This is a genomic window from Rahnella sp. BCC 1045 (genome assembly GCF_019049615.1).
Taxonomy (GTDB): domain Bacteria; phylum Pseudomonadota; class Gammaproteobacteria; order Enterobacterales; family Enterobacteriaceae; genus Rahnella; species Rahnella contaminans.
In genome coordinates, this window is the sequence record NZ_JAFMOZ010000138.1 from 95,635 (window position 1) to 116,846 (window position 21,212).

The window sequence follows — 21,212 nt, forward strand, 5'->3', positions numbered from 1 at the left end:
CTCACAGGAATTTCACATGGCTACCCTGACTGTCCGCAATCTGGATGACGAAGTGAAGGAATTGCTGCGCATTGCCGCCGCCAAAAAAGGCCATTCAATGGAAGAGGAGGCGCGTTTAATTCTGAAGCAGGCACTGACCAGCACGCCCCCTGATTTTGGCCTCGGCAGCCAGCTCCGCCAGCGTTTTGCCACGCTGAATACAACGCCGCTGGAGCTGCCGCCCAAGTGATTATTCTCAATACCGCCATCATCCTTGAGATGATCAGCCGCAAACCACAGAAGACCGTTCTCCAGTGGCTCGATGCACAGGATGCCATTCAGCTTTACCTGACCAGCCTCACGGTCGCCGAACTTTTTACCTGGGTGGAAAATTTACCCGAAGACGCCCCGAAAACCGCGTTCGCCGATGCGTTGCTCGGCATGCTGAATCAGGATTTTAAGGGTCGCCTGTTGTCATTCGATGCCGCCAGCGCACTGCATTACGTGCGCGTAGCGGCTTTATCAAAACAAGCGCACGTGGCGATGACTGAACGCGAGATGCAACTGGCAGCGATTTGCCTGCAACACCAGGCCAGCCTGGCAACAGACCACCATGACCGTTTTGCGCATACCGGCATTACGCTGGTGAATCCGTGGGATGTGGCGGAGACGCCAAGATGGCGGGAGGAAGCCGCGGAATATTATGTGATGAGTCGGAAAAGTTAAACGCAGGCAGGCGTTTTATCCCGCAATAACCAGGGCTGGCTCCCAAACGGGCCTTTAGGTCAAGACACCGGCCTCAAAAGGCGCCTATCGCCGCGCCTCTTCAGAATCACCGGTTCTTTCACTGCGCGCTATCGCTCGCTGGCTATGTTTCAGAAACTCCTGCGATTGCCGCGAAATCTTGCCGCTGCGGCAATAACCGAAGTTGCTGAAACAGACTTTGCGAGCGACACCGCGGGTTGTAAAAAGACGCGGAGAGTCAAGAGAGGGGCCGTCCTGGCCCACTCTTGTCGGTTTCGGCGCAGTGCGTCAAGCGATCACTGCAAGTGAAAAACCGAAACGTCCACTCTTCCAATTTAAGAACCCGTAACGGTTACGGCAGCTTTCTGCAGCATCTCCACCGGTAATGGCAGATACGCCCTGATCCTCAATCCACCGCGGTCACTGCGGCCGATATCCAGAGTCCCGGAATGTGCATCAATAATACGCTGCACAATCGCCAGCCCCAGGCCGGTTCCGCTGGTAGTACGGGCACTTTCGCCACGCACGAAGGGCTGGAACAGATGTTTGAGTTGGTCCGGCTCAATCCCCGGGCCATCATCCTCTACCTGGAACCATGCGCGCTGCAGTTCACGTCCGCTGCTGACTTTGATCCAACCATTCCCGTAACGGGCGGCGTTCACCACCATATTCACTACGGCGCGTTTGATGGACAACGGATGCGCATTCACCAGCAATTCACCGTCGGCCAGATCGGAATCAATTTCACGTTCGTAGCCGCTTTCGGTGGCAATCACTTCACCCAAAATACCGTTGAGATCGGTGATCTCCGCCGGCATCTCCTGCCCGGTGCGCAGATAATCAATGAACTGTTCGATGATGGCGTTGCACTCTTCGATGTCTTTATTTATCGACTCGGCGAGATAACCGTCACCATCACTCATCATTTCTGTTGCTAAGCGGATACGCGTCAGCGGCGTACGCAGGTCATGGCTTACACCGGCCATCAGCAGCGTGCGGTCATCAGCCAGCAACTTCACACCGGCAGCCATCTGGTTAAAGGCACGCGTCACGGAACGCACTTCGGAAGCGCCGTATTCCCGCAATGGCGGCGGAATAATGCCTTTCCCGACCTGTAAAGCCGCATGCTCCAGTTCGACAAGGGGTCGGTTCTGGATGCGGATAAACAGCCACGCACCACCAATGGCCAGCAACATAATCGCCAGCGTATAGCGGAACAGCGGCGAGAAATCACCCTGATGGATTTCGGTAAGAGGAACGCGTACCCAGATGTCAGGCGACAACCAGGTTTTCAGCCACACAACCGGGGTATTTTTGTTGACCTCAACGCGCACATCCGTCGGGCCACCAAGCTGTTGCGCCATCTGCTGGCTGAGGAATTCGTAGTGCTGCGCCCAGCGCAGACCGCTCTCCTCAGCCGCAGAGTTGGTGTAAAGCGAAATGCCCAGTTCGCGGTAAATCTCGCGACGAAACGCAGGCGGCACGGCCAGCAACGTGCCATCTTCCAGTTGCAGCCGGTCGGTCATCAGCATACGGACTTCATATGCCAGGACTTTATTGAACTGCTGCAAGCTTGGCAGAATGGCAAAGTTCAGCACCACCAGATAGGTCGTCACCAGGCTGACGAACAGCAAGGTGACGATTAATAACAGTGTTCGGGCAAACGAGCTACGCGGTGAAAAGCGTATTCGTCTCATGCCTTACTGCCGTCCGGCACAAATACGTAGCCCAGGCCCCAGACGGTCTGGATATAACGCGGATGCGCCGGATCTTCTTCTACCATGCGACGCAGACGGGAAATCTGCACATCGATAGAACGCTCCATCGCGCTGTATTCGCGTCCACGAGCCAGATTCATCAGCTTGTCACGGGACAGCGGCTCACGCGGATGGCTCACCAGCGCTTTAAGTACGGCGAATTCACCGCTGGTCAGCGGCATAGGCTCATCTTCACGGAACATCTCGCGGGTACCGAGGTTCAGCTTGAACTTACCAAAGGAAATCACGGCTTCTTCCTGAGAAGGCGCGCCCGGCAGCTCGTTCGCCTGACGACGCAGTACCGCACGGATACGGGCCAGCAATTCACGCGGGTTAAACGGCTTAGGAATATAGTCGTCGGCACCAATTTCGAGGCCCACGATACGGTCAACTTCTTCGCCTTTTGCCGTGACCATAATGATCGGCATCGGGTTACTCTGGCTGCGCAGGCGGCGGCAGATAGACAAACCATCTTCGCCAGGCAACATCAAGTCCAGAACCATCAGATGGAATGACTCACGGGTCAGCAAACGATCCATCTGTTCAGCATTGGCAACGCTACGCACCTGGAAGCCCTGTTCAGTCAGATAACGCTCCAAAAGTGCGCGCAGGCGCATATCGTCATCGACCACCAGAATCTTGTGATTTTCTTGCATGTAACTCTCCCAAAGGCGTGAATGCCTGAAGCTTGTATTGTTAGAAATATCAATCAAAACAGACAGCGTTTATTGGTATATATTCTAGACGAAATTGTAACAATGGATATGGTTTTCCTAATTTATCAACAATATCAGAGCAATCTTCTGCCTCCTGAGTTGGGTTTTCCCTGGGCAAGGCAGAAGTGAATCCCTCCTTCCCTTTTGTCTTATGGTTAAAAACCACCCGATCTGCTTTCTGTATCGAAAAAACGTGAGATTTTAATGAAAGATTTCATTCTTAAAAAGATCTGTAAAAAACGCTATTAATGCTCCCCGGTTTACTTTAAACCGTCTCAAGACCACTGGAATATGATTAAATTATTTGTTTAAAGAGAACATATTAATTGTTTCTTTAGAATATATACACAGCGTATTTATCGTTAAAACAAACAATAAATTAATTGAATTAGAAAGCACTAACGATCATCCATATGAATATAATTGATCGATTTTAAAACAGCGTGTAATTCAACGGAGTAATGGGTACTACCCAATACATAAAACACTTGATAGAATGTTTTTCTGCGTAAATTTGATCAGTAATATTACGCAAATCCTGATAAACTCCGCAGAATAACCTTCAACGTTTTATTTCAGAATGGACGCAACAATGAAAACGACATACAAACTCATGGTAGGTGGGTTACTTCTGGCATTAGCCGGGAATAGCTATGCAATTGATGGGCGAATCAACTTCTCTGGCGCAATTATTAAAACTGCATGTGTTATTAATGGGGGCAATGACGTTGACGTTCCGTTAGGGACATATTCAGCTGCTCAATTTAGGGAGATTGGCGATACCTCCCCAAATATTCCATTCACTCTTCCGCTGGCTAACTGTCCTGTAGCACAAAAAGAGGGTGACCCTCTTCCACATTTCCGCATATGGCTTGAAGCTGAAGCTGTTGATGCAACTCATCCTAACCTTGTGAAATTAGGCAATAGCTTCGGCGATACGATGGCAGATGGTGTAGGTATTCAAATTATGGATGCTAATACTAAAGCTGTTATGCTGCTGAATACATTACCGACGATCACTTACGATATAAAAACAGCAACAATGGATGTCAATTTGCTCGCAAACTATCAGTCTTTCAAAAGTCCGGATGACATCATTCCGGGCCCGGCTGATGCCAGTGTCAACGTCACCCTCGATTATCGTTAATCCGCTATGAAACTGGCAGGCTCAGTCAGTGAGCCTGCCAGATTAATTATTATGAAAAAAATGTAAGGCCTATTCATTACTGGATCGATTAATCACATGCGCAATGCAATCAAACGGCTAATTCAGTTAACTCTTCTATTTTTCCTTTCTATTCAGCTAAGTTATGGTGGTGGGATTCTTGTCGGGCGCACCCGGGTTATTTATGATGCCAATAAAAAAGAAGCTTCATTGCCCCTTAGCAACAAATCGGAAAACAAACCGTTTCTGATTCAGTCATGGATTGATAATGGAGACGGTAAAACACGCGGCCCGTTTGTTGTCACCCCTCCGCTTTTTCGCCTGAACGCCAATGATGAAAACAACCTTCGTATTTCATATACAGGAGGGGAATTACCGCAAGATAAAGAATCCATATTTTATATTAATGTACGCGCTATTCCCTCTACCCCAAAAAATGACACTAACGAATTAAGATTAGTTATTAAGACCAGAATAAAACTTTTTTACCGCCCAGAAAAATTACAGGGAAAGCCTTATGACGCCTACAAGTTGCTGACGTTCGCACGTTCCGGCGGTCAGCTTCTAATCACTAACCCTTCACCTTATTACGTCGTGTTCAGTTACCTGACCGTTGGCAATACCGTATTAAAGGATACAGACATGATTGCCCCTGGAGGCCAACTCAACGTGACACTACCCGCGAAGAACACCGGCAATACCGTTGAGTGGAGCGCAATTAATGATTACGGCGGCGATACAACTCCCGAAAAGAGAACGCTCTGATTACTTAACGTTTCACCTGACATTTTAACTGCTTCAGAAATCTCTTCAGGGACTCAGTGACAATGACAATGGATAGTTCTCCGACTGCAAAAAAACTGGGAAACTGCGCCCGCCTGCAACGTCATATCTTCACGTTATTCGTGGGCTGTACTTTCCCGATGACGGCGTTGATTATTGATGCTGCACGGGCAGAGGATGTCTATTTTGACCCGCAACTACTCGAACATAACGGGCAACAGACTGACGACGTGGACCTCTCGATTTTTGCCAAAAGCGATAAGGCCCAGGTGGCAGGTGTTTACAACACTGTTATTTACGTAAACCTTGAGCAGGCACTCCAGCAAGAAATTCGTTATGACCAGATGCCCGATGGCTCATTGTCGCCGGAAATCACCCCCGATTTACTAAGAGCCCTGAACGTCAGGGTGGATGCATTTCCTTCACTGGTCAATCATCAACATGATGCGCCTCTGGCTCCTCTGGCACAGTACATTCCAGCAGCAGCGGCTAAATTCGATTTTAACCGGATGCGGCTTGATGTCAGTATTCCGCAAGCCGCAATGGATCAGAAAGCCAGCGGGTATGTCGATCCCAAAAGATGGGATGACGGTGTTCCCGTTTTATTTTCTAACTATGCCTTTTCAGGGGCTCAGCGAAAAAATAAAAATGGCAGCGATGATTCCAGCCAATACCTGAATATGCAAAACGGAGTAAACCTGGGGCCATGGCGCTTTCGAAATTACAGCACTTACAGCAATAGTGACGGCCAGCAAAGCTGGGATGCCATTTCCACTTATGCTCAGCGTGATATCAAAAGCCTTAAATCCCAGTTCCTGATCGGCGAAAGCTCCACGCCCGGCGATCTGTTCCCCAGCCTGCAATTCACCGGTGTTCAGCTCGCTTCCGATGACAATATGCTGCCGGACAGTCAGAGAGGTTTTGCACCCACGATCCGGGGGATTGCGAACTCTAACGCTGAAGTCACCATCCGTCAGGATGGATATATTATTTATCAAAGCTATGTCGCGCCTGGTGCATTTGAAATTAACGACCTTTATCCGTCTTCTTACAGCGGCGATTTGGAAGTCACAATTACAGAAGCCGACGGAACTGAGCGCAGATTTAATCAGCCTTTTTCAGCCGTACCGGTAATGCAACGTCCGGGACGCCTAAAATACAGCGGCACCGCAGGGCGCTATCGTTCAAATAATAATGGCGACAAAAAGCCGGACTTTGCTCAGGGCACGGCGATTTACGGAGTGTCAAATGAGATCACCACGTATGCCGGTTCGTTATTATCACCAGATTATCTTTCGGGGATGGCGGGGGTCGGATTCAGCTTACTGTCTTTAGGTTCAGTTTCTGTCGATATCACGCAGGCTCAAACTACGCTGGATAACAATCAAAACAGCAGCGGCCAGTCTTATCGTATTCAATATTCTAAAAATATCGAGACGACGGATACAAACTTCTCCGTCGCCAGTTACCGCTATTCCACCAGTGGTTTCTACGATTTTGATGAAGCGAATCAGTCTCAGGATAACGCAACGCAAGATAGCCATAAGCGCAGCAAATATCAGGTCAGTGTTAATCAGGCGCTGTGGGAAGGCGCAAGTATGTATGCATCGGCCTACCAGCAGGACTACTGGCGTGATAGCAACAAAGAGAAAAATATTTCCCTCGGAATGAACTCTACCTTTAACGGAATCAGCTATAACCTGTCCTATTCCTACAGCCAGCTTGACGGAGAAGATAACGATCAACAGATAGCGTTGAATATTCGCGTTCCGTTAAGCCGGTGGCTGCCACAAAGCTGGGCAACTTATAATATTACGCACGATAAAGAGGGTGAAACACGCCAGCAAATCGGACTCAGCGGCACCGCTCTGGACGATCATCGTCTCAGTTACTCACTGCAGCAGAGTCATACGCAGCAGGGAGAAACCGACAGCAGCAATATTAATGCTTCCTATCGTTCATCATACGGCACGCTGAACACCGGTTATTATTACGACAACGATTCGCAGCAAATCAGTTACGGCATTGCCGGTGGCGTCGTTGCCCATGCCCATGGCGTGACGCTATCCCAACCTTTGGGCGATTCTTTTGCCCTGATTGATGCTAATGGGGCAAGTGGTGCGAGAGTACAAAATCTTCCTGGCCTCAGGACCGACTGGCGTGGCTACGCGGTCGTTCCATATCTCACGTCTTATACCGAAAATCGGATCGTTCTCGACACAACGACCCTCCCTGATGAAGTCGATGTGACTAACACATCTGAATTAGTCATTCCCAATAAAGGTGCAATGGTTGTGGCACATTTTGATGCCCACATAGGCGTGCGCGCCTTAATCAAACTGGTACGCAATGACGGCACGACAGTTCCTTTCGGTGCCGTCGCAGTCAGTGAAGATCAATCGCTGGAAAACATCGTAGATGATGGCGGCGTCCTTTATCTCTCCGGAATAAAAACGGGCGAACAGGTGGATTTACATGTGAAGTGGGGTATTGCGGCAAACCAGCAGTGCAAAGCCAGCATAAATTTGAAGTCCGTTGCGTCATCGGTGCAATCCGTCACGGCCTCATGCATTTAAGGATAAAAACATGAACCACAGAAAAAACGTTTTGTTTGCACTGATACTGGGGTTCTCAGGCCTCTATGGATTGTCCGCATTCGCCGGATCGGCAACCTGCGACCCCAGGAATGGCAGTGCGGCAACTTATGAAAATTCTATTCTGCGTGACCTGAGTAGCAATGAGAATGCACGAGGCAGCATTATCACTGAGGCAATGAACAGCAGTCAGGAGAACTACCAAATTAGCTGTAACTGTTCAGCGGCAGATGCATCAGGCGCGAATGGCGTGCTGATAATGTACAGTCTGCAAACCTCGTTGCCGCTAGGTCACACCACTGACTACTTCAAAATCAATGATCATCTTGACGTAATGACCCAAGTCGCCATCCCTAAAAATGGCAATGTTACCGTTCCTACCAGCAAAGCCGTCAGTGACGGGACACATCATTGGGATAAGGAAAACACCGGTATCTGTGCTCAACAAAGCACACAAGATAACCTGAACACCGGTTCGCAGGGCAAAGTAGACCTTTACATTACGACACCTTTTATTGGCGAACTCACTATTCCACGCATTGAAATTGCCCGGGTTTATGCCTCTTCGGCAACGGTAAACACAACGGCTCCCCCGCTGGGATCGCCAGTAGCAGTTTTATATCTCAGCGGAACAATTACGGTGCCACAAAACTGTGAGATCAATCAGGGAGAAATTATCTCCGTCAGGTTTGGCACAATTCAGGCGAGTCGTTTTACTAAGATAAATACGCCACCTGACGGTTTCCGGCCTGTAACTTTTGATATCAAATATGACTGCACAAAAAGCGGGTTACCGGTCATCCCCAACAACGATAAGTTAGAGATGATTCTGGAGGGGCAGGACGTTGAGAATCAATATTACCTGATTGCACGCCGCCGCCCTTCCGATAACAAGGCAGATATTGGGATTGTGGTGCAGGATGCCGGTGGAACCTACATGCCCTTCGCACAAGGCGTTTTACCCATGAATCAGGATGGGTTGGGTAAAGTCACCCTCACCGCATTCCCAATCAATCTGGTGGGCGGTGAACTCGATACCGGCGAATTCGAAGCGACGGCGACGCTAAAAGTCGATATCCGTTAATTAAATCAGGCAGCGTCCCCGCTGCCAGATTTCCTTTCTTAATTCAAAATCTCAATACTGATTAACCGGCTGTCGGCGCGGCCATGATCGTCGACGGCGCGGATTCGATATTGCCCGTTGTTGATGGGCCGCCAGTCGATGGCCGATTTACTGGCGGAACTGCCGAGGTAAATATCATCGACAAACCAGTAGACCGTCTTGCTGTCCGCATCCGTCACCGCGTTAAACGAAATCCTGTCGCGCCCTTGCTGCGATTGCCGCAGGGTGTAGACCGTATTTTTGAGGGGAGACGTAATGCGTGGCGGATTTCCGCTGACCTCCACGCCCTCATCTTTACAGTGGTTCACCGGTGGTTTGCGCTTTGGCAGCCCCGCCTGAGCGAACACATTGGCCAGATCTGACGGCCAGAACTCGAACACTTCCGTGCGGGTTTCGTTTTCTTCATAAGGCGGACACGCGACTTCACCGGTCAGCTTATCCAGCCTGACAGGGCGATAAACCGTATCGACCTTGATCGGTGATTTTCCGGGAATAAACCAGGTTTTGCCTTTTTGCTGGCACCACGGCGTCGGTAAATCCCCACTGGCGAGACAGATGTCGACCCGTTTTAGCTGTTTCGGGAACGGATGCCGGGGTTCCTGCAAAGCGGGATAGCTGGCATTAATACTGTCGATGATATTGAAGAACAGCGGTGCAGCGGCTTCAGCGCCCACAAAGACGTTGTTGCCTTTGCTGTCGAAATTACCTTCCCAGACCACCAGAACGTACGGCCCGAAAATCCCCACGCTCCAGGCATCGCGGAACCCCCACGAGGTGCCGGTTTTCCAGTAAACCGGCAACGAGGAAGGCTGCTGAGCCAGCGTATCACCGGGGCGACGGTGCTGACGCAGCATGTCCAGCGTCATAAAGCTGGCCTCCTCACTGAGCAATCTGACCGGCGTCGCGACAGCCGGATCGCTCTTTTGCATCCGCAGCGGTTGCAGCACACCACGGTTCGCCAGCAGCGCATACAGTTTTGCCAGTTCCTGCATCGTCACTTCACCGCCGCCCAGCACCAGCGAGAGGCCGTAATGGTTTTCGCTCGACATATCCGCGATGCCGGACAACCGCAGAAACTGGTAGAACGTCGGCTGCCGCAGCTGTGAAGCGACGTACACCGCCGGAATATTGCGGCTGAAGTTCAGGGCGTCGGTCGCCGTCACCGGCCCGAGAAAACGGCGGTCAAAGTTCTCCGGCGCATAAGCCCCAAACGCCGAAGGCACATCTTTCAGGATGGTCATCGGATGCAACACACCCTGCTCCATTCCCAGCGCGTAAATAAAAGGCTTAAGCGCCGAGCCCGGCGAACGTTTGGCGTTCGTGCCGTTCACCTGCCCCTGAATTTCACGGTTATAATAATCCGCCGATCCCACCAGTGCCCGCACGCCCATGTCGCGGGTATCCACCAGCAGGGCGGCGGCATTATGGATCCCGCGGCTTTCATTGCGCGTGATAAAGGCGTTGACCTGCCGCTCGATCAACCGCTGTAAACCGGCGTCCAGCGTGGTGTCCACGCGGTTATCGGTCTGAACCATCTGCTGATTTTGCTGGCGAAGCTGCTCGATAAAGTGCGGGGCGATGTACGGCATCTGCTCCGGCTGACGCAGCGCCAGCGGCAGTTTGAACAATGAAATCTGGCTGCTGTCGGTCGCGTAATGTGCCTGCCAGCGGCCAAACAGCCGGTTACGCGCCTGCGTCAGTGCCGTGCCCAGCACGCCGGTTTTGGCGTCGATGCGGTAACTGGGAGATTGCGGCAAAACGGCCAGCGTCAGCGCTTCCGGCAATGTCAGGTCTTTCGGGGCTTTGTCGAAATAAATCAGGCTGGCCGCGCCGATGCTTTCAATGTTGCGGCCATAGGGCGCGTAGTTCAGATAGGCTTCGAGGATATCGTGCTTGGAGTAACTCAGTTCCAGCTGGATCGCGCGTAAAACCTGCATGATTTTGCCCGACGGCGTTCGGGTATTGAGATGCCAGTGCATCCGCGCCAGCTGCATGGTGATGGTCGAACCGCCCTGCATTTTTCCGCCCGCCACATAACTGCGCCAGAAACCCCGCATCAGGCTGAACGGATTGAAACCCGGATTGACGTAAAACCAGCGATCTTCGTGCAGCAACAGGCCTTTTACCGCCAGCGGCGAAACCTGTTCCAGCGGCGTCCACACGCGATAACGATCGTCATTCGCCAGCGTGATGCGCATCAGCGTACCCTGCCGGTCATAATAGACGGATGAAAAAGGTTGCCCCTGAGAAAGCGGCGGATGCGGCCAGAGGCGGCACGCAAGAAGCAGCAGCGCCAGTAAAAAAACCGCCATGGCGATATTTTGCAGAAGGCGTTTGGCTGTTTTGAAAAAAGGAGGAGTGGTGTTCATCTTGCTACTCAGCGTCAGTTACGCCCCGCCAAAACAGCGGGGGCGTAGTCTACGGTCTATTATTTTTTAGCAACAGCCGGTTCATCTGCCGGGACGACCACCAGTTTTTGATCACTGACGGACAGCGCCTGAACTTCGCGGTCATACATCGCTTCGCCATACGCCGGTGGGATGATGAAACTGCCGGTGTTGGTGGCTTTGATCTGATACACAAACTCCTGCACATCGGTGCTGGCGCTGCCGTAAATGACCACGCGGTCTTCGCGAATGTCGCTGTAATCCGGTGCCCACGTCGAGCCGGAGGCTGCCAGCGGTGACTGCCAGGATGCAGAAGCTTCTGCATCGCTGCTCTCATCGCTGCTGTCAGATTCCGGTTCCGGTGCCGATTGCTGTACCACTTCAAATCCGCCCGGCAGCAAATCGACAATCGCCAGATTATCCTGCCCTTCTTTCGAATTGGCGCGGATTTTCAGGTGTACGTTGATTTTCTGTCCCAGTGTAATTTGTGTGACTGGTTTACCCTGTTCATCGGTGTAATCACGGGTAATTTCCAGCCCGCGCGAAATGGCTTTCTTCGGCGCGGCGAGGTCAAAACCGGCCTGCGTCACCACGTACCACGCCGGTGCGTCGTTACCATTTTCCACGCGTAATGCTTTCGCATCGGCGGTGAAATTGGCTTTCGCAAACAGCCCCTGAACGCGGGAAATCAGCTGAGGTTCAACATTTTTGGTTTTGCTGATCTGCGTGATTTTCAGCGCGTCCGGTGCCGTAGCCTGCGCCGCAACTTCGGCCGAATAACTCTCCAGCGCCAGAATGCTCATCGCCGAAGAATAGGTCGTATAACGCTCCTCTTTCAGCGCTTTAACCATATTTTCCAGTACCTGCGGCGGAATGGCGGAGACTTTTTCCGGGAAGTGGCGCGTGATGAGATACAAACGCGTCGCGTCCTGAACCAGCGGATCAAAGTAACTCTGCGTCCACCAGGCTTTGTCATACGCCTTACTCAGCTGCTTCCACGTAGGCTGCAACAAGGTATTGGCTTCATCATCCATTTTCAGCATGCGATAGGACGATGCCAGATATAGCGCGCTGAGATCGGTTTTCCAGGTGTCCGGATAGCGTTGTTGCAACGTGTCCTGCACCGACGCCAGCGAACTGGTGGTGATTTCGCCCTGACGCGTCAGCAGATAAACTGCCCAGGCACGCAGACGCAGCGAGTACAAATCATCACTCTGACTGGCCGCCAGCTCGCGCAGTGCCGCATTGGCTTCATCGAGCATACCGGCCGGTAACGCAACGCCCGCAACTTTGGCTTCCAGCAGATATTGCACCACGTAAGGTGTGACGAACGGATCAGTTTGCGGCGACGAACGCCACAGGCCAATCGCGCCGCTGTCGTTCTGACGTGAACGCAGGATCGCCAGCATGTCTTTCAGTTTTTTGCTTGTATCCGCCTGACTCAGCGAACCTTTCATTTCCGGATGCTGACCTTCGAGGATCATCGGAATCGAACGGCTGACAATCTGCTCAGAACAGTAATACGGATAATCCGCCAGATACTGTGAAAGCCCGTTGGTCAGCACCAGCGGAGAGTTGGAAACCGCAGCTTTGCGCACCGCATAGGCATCGAACATCTGACGCAGGTTATCGACGTTCTGGCTGCTGCCGCTCATACGCCCCATCACTGACTGCGTGCGGAACGGCATGGCCGGGCGAACCGATGTGCTGATGGTGCGGCGACTGGTTTTATCGGCATACGTTGCTTCAAAGACCAGCGGCGCATCGCCCGGCACGGCTTTGGCGCGCAGACGGAAATTAATCACGCCTTCACGTTTTTCAGCCAGAGACAGGTTCTGATCCGCTTTACCGACCACTTCCAGCTGCGGCGGCACCGCCAGATGCACGGAGATGGCCACGCTCTTGCCGTTCAGTCCTTCGAGGTTATTGCTCACGCCGACGCTGACATCAAACTCATCGCCCGGCGCGACCATTGCGGGCACGTTTGGCGTCATGATGAAGTTATCGCGCACTGTCGCCGAGGTTTGCGCTTTGCCGATTTTGTCCGGTGTGACGGAAATCGCCATCACGCGGATTTTACCGTTGAAGTAATCCGGCACCTGATAATCAAACTGCTTCTCGCCGTTCACTTCGGTAATACCCGACCAGTACGCCACGGGTTTGTCGCGCTTGCGTTTGAACGGATTGACGTTCAGATCCAGCCCTTCACCGCCGTCACCGCCCGGCGCTGCCGCCAGCTGCATCAGCTTGCTGAACTCCGGCAGGATCAGGTCGAGGATTTGCGAACTTTCCACGCCCAGCTCACGTTTGCGGAAGAAATACTCCAGCGGATCTTTCAGGCGATAACGCGCCACCTGCAAAATACCTTCGTCCACGGCAAACAATGCTACCTGCTGCGGGCCATCAGTCATGACGGTCATCGCCAGGTTTTCGCCCGGCTTAATAACTTCCGGCGCATCCACTTCCAGATAGTTCTGGCGCGCTTTGGTGCTGATCTTAAACGGCATCACGCCGTAACTCAGCGGGCTCATAAAGATTTCATTGGAATTCACATCACGCACAAATTGCACGTTGATGTAGCCGTTCCCTTCCATGCCCGCAGGCACGCGGATTTTCTGCACGGAACTGGTGGTATCCGTGTGGAACCACTGCCAGCTGTAAACTTTATCTTTCTCGATGGTGATCAGCCCGCTGCCGGTATAAGGCGCGTTGATGGAAACCTCGATTTCCTCACCCGGCTGATATTCCGCCTGATTGAGTTTCAGCTTCAGTTCGGCGTTGCGATCCAGCGAACGGCTGAGGTTGGCGTTGCCCGCGACGGTATACGCAATACGGTTAAGCACTTTGCCCTGCGCGTCTTCTACCACCAGCACGAAATCCCCCGGTTTGTCGGTTGCCAGCGTCAGGTCGTTGCCCTGCGCGGTGAGCGAAAGCGGTTGTTCCGAAAGCTGCACTTCCTTCATTTTCGACTGATATTTATAAACGCCGGAATCCTGCTTAGTCAGAACCGAAATGTATTTCTGTTCAATCAGCGCCACTTTCAGCGCAGGCAGGGCAATTTGTTTCAGGGTCGGATCAACGGCAATCACATTCAGATGACGAACCGCGCCGCGGTTGATGTACCCCAAATCGCCGTCCGGTTTCACACCAATCAGATAATCGTACGGCGAAACCAGAACCCGCGCGGTCGCAGAGACTGAACGCCCGCCACCGGCCACAAAGGCTTCTGACAGCAGTTGCAGCTGATACGTCGCATCGGCATAAGATTTCAGATCCAGCGGAATATTCGCCGTGCCTTTTTCGTCCGTCGTGCGGTCTTCCAGATGGGTTTCAAACCCGTCGCTGTTCTGGCGATTCTCGTAAAACGCATAGTCCGGGAACGTGTCGAAACTCGGATACATCGGGCGCAGCGTCAGTTTCGACGTCACGCGGCGATCCTGCGCTGGCGTACCAAACAGGTTTTGCACGTCGATATTGGCCTGCAATTCCGTCGGTTTCACCCAGCCCTGGTTACGTTCCGGCGTCAGTTGCAGTTTCACTTTCAACTGGTCCGGCTCGAACTCTTTCACGTTGACTGAGGTGTGGCCCAGCAGCACGGAAGATTCGTTGTCTTTGCCGATCAGATACAGATAGACGTTCCATTCACCGGTCGGTGAATTGTCGTCGGTGGTATAACTCAGCTCGTTGAAACCGCTGGCACCAAGCGTCAGCGGAACTGTGCTCATCAGCTTATCGCGAGGGTCATGAATTTCAGCGCGCACGGGAACACCGGCCAGGCCCATACTCCAGTCGGCGGCGCGGGTGATCAGACCGATGTTGAAAGTGTCACCCGGACGATAAACACCACGATCGGAGAACAGATAACTGCTCAGCGTGCGCGGGTCGTTCGGGGTTTCTTCGCCATCCACGTCGAACCGCGAGAAATCGAGGCCGCGGTCATTATTGCGGTCGGCAGGCAGGAAGGATACGTCGCCCTCTTTTTCGACCAGGAACATCACCGGCTGGCGTTCGCTGGTATAAACATCCAGCGCCGGGAAACGCACATGTCCGTCAGCGCCGGTGGTTTGCGTCAGCAGCGTGACGCCGTTTTTCGCGATAACCGACACTTTGGCGTTGCTGACCGGCGTACCACTGTGAATTGACTGCACAAATACGTCGCGGGTTTTATCCTGCGAACGCTTTGCAATAATCCCCAGATCGGTGACCACCACAAAGCGGGAATCGCCGACCGGCGCTTCGTCTTCGCTCTGATCGTCATCCTGATACTGATAACCGTCGTCATCGGTCGCAGGTTTTTCTTCTTTCTTCTTCGGATCCCATTCCGACAGCGTCAGCAGGAATACGCCGCGATGCGAACTCGGATCGGTCGACAGATAACGGGAAAGATCGACGCCCTGATAATTCACTTCACCCGGCTTGTCGTTATTTACCGCCGTCTGATATTTGAAATGCTCGGTAAAATACTCGTCGTTCAGACGGTTAAATTCCGCCGACGAATATTCACGGCTTTTAAATGACACGATGTGTTGCAGCTGGCTCGGGATTACGCGTTTGATATCCAGACGCATTCCCGGCACGTTACGCGCGGCCACGCTGATTTGTTTGTCACCGTTCACCGACAGCAGCGAACCCTGCGACATAAATTGCAGAGACTTTGGATAATCCGGGACTTCAACAATGCGGTAGACTTTTTCCGGCATTTTATAGCCGCCGGAAGACGTCAGCACATTGTCGATCTCCACCAGCATGGCGCGGTGCGCCGGTGCATCGAAGCGGAAACTGAACTGCGGCTGATAGTCGCTTTCGGCTTCGTTCAGCTGAATATTCAGCGGCGTGGATTGCGCCAGCACGTTATTTTCGACGCTGTCCACATTCCAGCTGGCGTAATCGTCCGGGCCGGTTGCGGCGTCTGAATCGTTCGGATCGTGCTGCGGTAACAACCAGACTTTTACCGCGCGGCGGATATCTTTATCTTTCACCGCATCGCTGAACCCGATAATCAGCGCACGCTGACCTTTCGCGCCGTCGGCATCGACTACCTGCGCGCTGGCGTCACTCACGGCCAGGCTGTAAAGCGTTGGCACGGAAACCCAGACGTTACGCGCCTGCGTGGTTGCATTTGATGCCACCGACGCCTTCACGCCTTCGCCTATCGTCATGTGAACAGAGCCGCCGTGATCGAGCGATTTCAGCGGTTCGGAATGCACCCAGGCGTTGAGTTTTTTCTGGTCGTAGACCACGGAATAATTGAGTTTGGATTCCGTTTTGGCTTTCCCTTCGCTCAGGCCCAGAGAGATTTGTTTCTCAAAACTGGCCACATCCACCGGCGCATTGAATTTGACGTTGAAAATCGCGCTGCGTTTTTGCGGATCCTGCGGGTCCTGATAATACTCGGCGGTCCCGGACTGATAATCGAACGCAGGCGCTGTGAATTCATAACGCGTGGTCGCCAGTTTGATTTGCGGCGCGAGCAGTACGTCAGGCGTAAAACCCACTTCGTATTTTGTGCCCATCGGCAGCGGATTTTTTGGCGTAAAGACCAGCGTATAACCGCTGATCCATTTCCATTCACCTTCGGTTGCCGGTTTCAGCGAAATGCCTTTTTCGACCACTTTGCCGACATCCGTCAGCGGCGCAGCTGAATTTCTAAAATTAAAAATGGCCTGCTGAGGCGCAATTTTTTGCGCGGCATAATTAATCGCTTCCGGGTTGCTGACCCGCACGCTGGTTTCCTGATACACCATCGGTGCCGGTTCGATCGGCTGCGGACGGTTTAACCACCAGTGCCAGCCGTAAACGCCCGCACCTGCCGCGCACAGCAACACCAGAATAGCCAGACTGATGGCTTTCGGGTGTTTATCGACACCGCTTTCCATGCGCGTAAATCCGCGCTTCAGCCAGCCGGACATTGCCGTCCACCAGACCGGCGCACGCCAGTCGATATTGCCGACAACAGGTTTAAGGACGCGCCCGAGCAGACTTAAAATGAAAGCCATCGCGCGAAGGAGGCCTTTTATCAATGTAAAAGGCAAACGAAGTAAGAATCTGAGTAAATCCATTTGTAACTGTACCCCTAATCCCTATGACCCATAATCTGAAGTGATATTTAAGAAAAATATTTTGAAATTCAGAATATTGCGAAATGTGTTACGGAATATAAAATTCGCAAGAAGCGCGGCGAAGGATAATAACTATCCGACTAAAAAGCCATCATATAAAGCGTAGCAGCCCGACCGTTTTTTCGACCAATTTCTGCACTGTCAGCGGCGCAATTGTGTGAAACAATGGCGAAGGATATTGGAAGATAACTGTGTGGAAGGCGACAGGTAACATGAAGACCAAACTGATTACCCGCGAAGGCTATGACAAGCTCAAAACTGAGCTGGATTTTCTGTGGCGCGAAGAGCGTCCGGAAGTCACCAAAAAGGTGACCTGGGCCGCCAGTCTGGGTGACCGCAGTGAAAATGCCGATTATCAGTACAACAAGAAACGCCTGCGTGAAATCGACCGCCGCATCCGCTATCTGACCAAATGTCTGGAACAGCTGCGCATTGTCGATTATTCGCCACAACAGGACGGCAAAGTGTTCTTTGGCGCGTGGGTGGAAGTGGAAAATGACGACGGCGACATCAAGCGTTTCCGCATCGTCGGTTATGACGAAATCTTTGGCCGTAAAGACTACATTTCTATCGACTCCCCGATGGCGCGCGCGCTGCTGAAAAAGGAAGTCGGTGACAGTCTGGTGGTCACCACGCCGGTCGGCGATGCGACCTGGTACGTCAATGAAATCGACTACGGCAAATAATCAGATAACGCCCAAAACGTGAGGCACATCGTCCCGACGGCTGGCATTTTCAGCCTTCAAATCGTATAACGGTGCCCTGTATTTACGTCACTCACTAACGAAAAACTGATACCAGACCTATGAATGATCAACTGAGCCGCATTATCGCAAGTGAATTGCAGGTTCGCCCGGAGCAGGTTGCTTCCGTGGTGCGTCTGCTGGATGAAGGTAATACCGTGCCCTTTATTGCGCGGTATCGTAAGGAAGTCACCGGTGGGTTGGATGATACCCAGTTGCGTCAGTTAGACACACGTCTGGGATATCTGCGTGAGCTGGAAGACCGCCGCCAGACCATTCTCAAATCCATCGAAGATCAGGGCAAACTCAGCGACGATTTGGCAAAAGCCATTAATACCACGCTGAGCAAAACCGAACTGGAAGACCTGTATCTGCCATTCAAACCGAAGCGCCGCACGCGTGGACAAATCGCTATCGAAGCGGGGCTGGAACCGCTGGCCGATCTGCTGTGGAATGAACCGCAGAACGAGCCGGAAACCACCGCCGCTAAATTTGTTGATGCCGAAAAAGGCGTCGCCGATACCAAAGCCGCGCTCGATGGCGCCCGCTACATTCTGATGGAGCGTTTCGCTGAAGATGCGTCACTGCTGGCGAAAGTCCGTGATTACCTGTGGAAAAACGCTCATCTGACCTCCCGCATGGTCGATGGCAAAGAGCAGGAAGGCGCGAAATTTCGCGATTACTTCGATCACCACGAGCCGATTTCTCAGGTGCCTTCCCACCGTGCGCTGGCCATGTTCCGCGGCCGCAACGAAGGCGTCTTACAGCTGGCGCTGAATGCCGATCCGCAGCATGACGAACCGCCGAAAGAAAGTTACGCCGAACAAATTATTATCGACCATCTTGGCCTGCGGCTAAACAACGCCCCGGCCGACGTCTGGCGTCGCGCGGTGGTGAACTGGACGTGGCGCATCAAAGTGCTGCTGCACCTCGAAACCGAGCTGATGGGTACCGTGCGTGAACGCGCCGAAGATGAAGCGATTAACGTTTTCGCCCGCAACATGCATGATTTGCTGATGGCCGCACCGGCCGGAATGCGCGCCACCATGGGCCTCGATCCGGGTTTACGTACCGGTGTGAAAGTCGCCGTTGTGGATAACACCGGTAAACTGGTGGATATCGATACCGTTTATCCCCATACCGGTCAGGCAGCGAAAGCGGCACAACAGGTTGCTGCGCTGTGCATCAAACATAATGTCGAACTGGTGGCTATCGGTAACGGTACCGCTTCCCGCGAGACTGAGCGTTTCTTCCTCGAGCTGCAAAAACAGTTCCCGGCGGTAAAAGCGCAGAAAGTGATTGTGAGTGAAGCCGGTGCGTCGGTGTATTCCGCTTCCGAACTGGCGGCGCTGGAATTCCCGGATCTGGATGTTTCCATCCGTGGCGCAGTTTCTATCGCGCGCCGGTTGCAGGATCCGCTGGCGGAACTGGTGAAAATCGACCCGAAATCCATAGGTGTCGGCCAGTATCAGCACGACGTCAGCCAGAGCCTGCTGGCGAAAAAACTCGATACCGTGGTCGAAGACTGCGTGAACGCGGTGGGCGTGGATCTCAATACCGCGTCCGTTCCACTGCTGACCCGCGTGGCCGGTCTGACCCGCATGATGGCGCAGAATATCGTTAACTGGCGCGACGAAAACGGTCAGTTCCGCAACCGTGAACAACTGCTGAAAGTCAGCCGTCTGGGGCCAAAAGCCTTCGAACAGTGCGCGGGCTTCCTGCGTATTAACCACGGCGATAACCCGCTGGACGCTTCAACGGTTCACCCGGAAACCTATCCGGTGGTCGAAAGGATTCTGGCGGCGACGCAGCTGGCGCTGAAAGAGCTGATGGGCGATTCGAATGTGCTGCGCAGCCTGAAAGCCAGCGAATTCACTGACGAGCAGTTCGGCGTGCCGACCGTTACTGACATCATCAAAGAGCTGGAAAAACCGGGGCACGATCCGCGTCCTGAGTTCAAAACCGCGACCTTTGCCGATGGCGTGGAAACCATGAATGACCTGATGCCGGGCATGATCCTTGAAGGCTCGGTCACTAACGTCACCAACTTCGGTGCGTTCGTGGATATCGGCGTTCATCAGGACGGACTGGTACACATTTCTTCACTGGCGAACAAATTCGTCGAAGATCCGCACACCGTGGTGAAAGCCGGCGATATCGTTAAAGTCAAAGTGATGGAAGTTGATTTGCAGCGCAAACGTATCGCGCTGACCATGCGTCTGGACGAACAACCGGGTGAAGCGCCTGCACGCCGTTCTGCCGCGCCAGCGTCAGAGTCACGCGACAATCAGAAACGTCATACCCCCAACAAACCGGCGGGCCGCAATGCCGCGCCAGCGGGCAATAATGCGATGGCCGATGCGCTGGCCGCCGCGATGGGTAAAAAACGCTAATTTCTACCTTTTCACCTATCAAACGAAAGCCGCTGATAACCAGCGGCTTTTTTTATGTATCTTTTTTCGACACTTTTTAAACTCAATCCTAATGAATCAATCACTGAGGTAAATCAATAAAACAGATGTCCCACAGGCATAGCATAGCCTCGCGGTGGAGATACCCGTGAAGAGGTCAACCTCTTTTCTTTTGTCTCCACACGCGTACTAATTATGATAACTATTCTCGTTTGTACTTCTTTGCGTATTCAATACGCCGTCAGCCAAAGGCTGGCAATTTCGCACCAGGGACAATTTCTGAGCAATTCTTTTTGCCACAATAATCGCAGTTAAGTGAGATCAACGGGCATGGAAGCGCGGCGTAACATTTGTCACGCGGCCCCCATAAATGCCTGAACGCTTCGCGAGGAACTATGCAACTTCAATCAAAACGTGCTTACAAAATCACCGGCTTTTCTCATGAAATCAGCCCGGCTTATCGTCAGAAACTGCTGTCTCTCGGCATGCTTCCGGGGTCTTTCTTCAACATCATCCGCGTAGCGCCGATGGGCGATCCGGTGCAAATCGAAACCCGCCGCACCAGTCTGGTCGTGCGCAAAAAAGACCTCGACCTGCTCAAGCTTGAGATCCTGGCCTGATTTTTACTGATGAATGCTTTTTGCAAGATTGTTTAGCGCGGCCTCTGAAGGTTTTCCGCGTTTTTTCCCTT

13 protein-coding genes are annotated in these 21,212 nt (G+C 52.6%); 9 read left to right on the top strand and 4 right to left on the bottom strand.

Annotation, left to right across the window (positions count from 1 at the left end; translation table 11 throughout):
- Positions 1-16 precede the first annotated feature (16 nt).
- Both J1782_RS19890 and J1782_RS19895 read left to right on the top strand, forming a co-directional pair.
- A complete protein-coding gene (locus J1782_RS19890) occupies positions 17-229 on the top strand; it encodes a plasmid stabilization protein (protein WP_152327525.1) in 213 nt (70 codons plus the stop codon).
- Positions 226-705, top strand: coding sequence for a type II toxin-antitoxin system VapC family toxin (locus tag J1782_RS19895; RefSeq protein ID WP_152327526.1), 480 nt, complete (start codon positions 226-228; stop codon positions 703-705). Before J1782_RS19890 ends, J1782_RS19895 begins: the two co-directional genes overlap by 4 nt.
- A 353-nt stretch (positions 706-1,058) precedes the next feature.
- Here J1782_RS19895 and envZ read toward each other — a convergent pair whose 3' ends face one another.
- Both envZ and ompR read right to left on the bottom strand, forming a co-directional pair.
- Positions 1,059-2,420, bottom strand: a complete 1,362-nt coding sequence (envZ, locus tag J1782_RS19900; protein ID WP_165061008.1) for a two-component system sensor histidine kinase EnvZ — start codon at positions 2,418-2,420, stop codon at positions 1,059-1,061.
- On the bottom strand, positions 2,417-3,136 hold the full coding sequence (gene ompR, locus J1782_RS19905; RefSeq protein ID WP_009635740.1) for a two-component system response regulator OmpR: 720 nt from the start codon (positions 3,134-3,136) through the stop codon (positions 2,417-2,419). The genes envZ and ompR overlap by 4 nt, the downstream gene beginning before the upstream one ends.
- 652 nt (positions 3,137-3,788) lie before the next feature.
- Between ompR and J1782_RS19910 the strand changes: the two genes are divergently transcribed.
- The 4 genes from J1782_RS19910 (at position 3,789) to J1782_RS19925 (ending at position 8,822) form a co-directional block, all read left to right on the top strand.
- The gene (locus tag J1782_RS19910; RefSeq protein WP_152327528.1) at positions 3,789-4,343 is read left to right on the top strand and encodes a fimbrial protein; all 555 of its coding nucleotides are present in this window, start codon (positions 3,789-3,791) and stop codon (positions 4,341-4,343) included.
- Positions 4,344-4,439: 96 nt separating this feature from the next.
- Complete coding sequence (locus J1782_RS19915; RefSeq protein WP_217153777.1) at positions 4,440-5,126, top strand: molecular chaperone; 687 nt, start codon at positions 4,440-4,442, stop codon at positions 5,124-5,126.
- Between the two features lie 62 nt (positions 5,127-5,188).
- The gene (locus J1782_RS19920; protein WP_152327530.1) at positions 5,189-7,720 is read left to right on the top strand and encodes a fimbria/pilus outer membrane usher protein; all 2,532 of its coding nucleotides are present in this window, start codon (positions 5,189-5,191) and stop codon (positions 7,718-7,720) included.
- A gap of 10 nt (positions 7,721-7,730) precedes the next feature.
- Entirely contained in the window at positions 7,731-8,822 is a 1,092-nt protein-coding gene (locus tag J1782_RS19925) for a fimbrial protein (RefSeq protein WP_165061000.1), read from the top strand.
- Positions 8,823-8,860: 38 nt separating this feature from the next.
- Here J1782_RS19925 and pbpC read toward each other — a convergent pair whose 3' ends face one another.
- Both pbpC and J1782_RS19935 read right to left on the bottom strand, forming a co-directional pair.
- Positions 8,861-11,230: a penicillin-binding protein 1C gene (pbpC, locus tag J1782_RS19930; RefSeq protein ID WP_254303119.1), complete on the bottom strand. Its 2,370-nt coding sequence runs from the start codon at positions 11,228-11,230 to the stop codon at positions 8,861-8,863.
- A gap of 59 nt (positions 11,231-11,289) precedes the next feature.
- Positions 11,290-17,307, bottom strand: a complete 6,018-nt coding sequence (locus J1782_RS19935) for an MG2 domain-containing protein (protein ID WP_217153778.1) — start codon at positions 17,305-17,307, stop codon at positions 11,290-11,292.
- Positions 17,308-17,579: 272 nt separating this feature from the next.
- On the opposite strand from J1782_RS19935, the gene greB reads away from it, so the two are divergent.
- The 3 genes from greB (at position 17,580) to feoA (ending at position 21,141) form a co-directional block, all read left to right on the top strand.
- Positions 17,580-18,053 carry a transcription elongation factor GreB gene (gene greB, locus J1782_RS19940; protein ID WP_165060991.1) on the top strand — a complete coding sequence of 158 codons (474 nt, stop codon included), beginning with the start codon at positions 17,580-17,582 and terminating at the stop codon, positions 18,051-18,053.
- A gap of 119 nt (positions 18,054-18,172) precedes the next feature.
- Positions 18,173-20,503 (top strand): Tex family protein, encoded by a 2,331-nt coding sequence (locus tag J1782_RS19945; protein ID WP_152327535.1) that lies wholly within the window; start codon positions 18,173-18,175, stop codon positions 20,501-20,503.
- Between the two features lie 413 nt (positions 20,504-20,916).
- Positions 20,917-21,141, top strand: a complete 225-nt coding sequence (gene feoA / locus J1782_RS19950) for a ferrous iron transporter A (protein WP_152327536.1) — start codon at positions 20,917-20,919, stop codon at positions 21,139-21,141.
- The last annotated feature ends 71 nt before the right edge of the window (positions 21,142-21,212 follow it).

Excerpts from the sequence above, each read along its gene's own strand:
- J1782_RS19935 (WP_217153778.1), bottom strand. The coding sequence starts at position 17,307 with ATGGATTTACTCAGATTCTTACTTCGTTTGCCTTTTACATTGATAAAA.
- J1782_RS19920 (WP_152327530.1), top strand. The coding sequence starts at position 5,189 with ATGACAATGGATAGTTCTCCGACTGCAAAAAAACTGGGAAACTGCGCC.
- ompR (WP_009635740.1), bottom strand. The coding sequence starts at position 3,136 with ATGCAAGAAAATCACAAGATTCTGGTGGTCGATGACGATATGCGCCTG.
- greB (WP_165060991.1), top strand. The coding sequence starts at position 17,580 with ATGAAGACCAAACTGATTACCCGCGAAGGCTATGACAAGCTCAAAACT.
- J1782_RS19890 (WP_152327525.1), top strand. The coding sequence starts at position 17 with ATGGCTACCCTGACTGTCCGCAATCTGGATGACGAAGTGAAGGAATTG.
- envZ (WP_165061008.1), bottom strand. The coding sequence starts at position 2,420 with ATGAGACGAATACGCTTTTCACCGCGTAGCTCGTTTGCCCGAACACTG.
- pbpC (WP_254303119.1), bottom strand. The coding sequence starts at position 11,230 with ATGAACACCACTCCTCCTTTTTTCAAAACAGCCAAACGCCTTCTGCAA.
- J1782_RS19910 (WP_152327528.1), top strand. The coding sequence starts at position 3,789 with ATGAAAACGACATACAAACTCATGGTAGGTGGGTTACTTCTGGCATTA.
- feoA (WP_152327536.1), top strand. The coding sequence starts at position 20,917 with ATGCAACTTCAATCAAAACGTGCTTACAAAATCACCGGCTTTTCTCAT.
- J1782_RS19925 (WP_165061000.1), top strand. The coding sequence starts at position 7,731 with ATGAACCACAGAAAAAACGTTTTGTTTGCACTGATACTGGGGTTCTCA.
- J1782_RS19915 (WP_217153777.1), top strand. The coding sequence starts at position 4,440 with ATGCGCAATGCAATCAAACGGCTAATTCAGTTAACTCTTCTATTTTTC.
- J1782_RS19945 (WP_152327535.1), top strand. The coding sequence starts at position 18,173 with ATGAATGATCAACTGAGCCGCATTATCGCAAGTGAATTGCAGGTTCGC.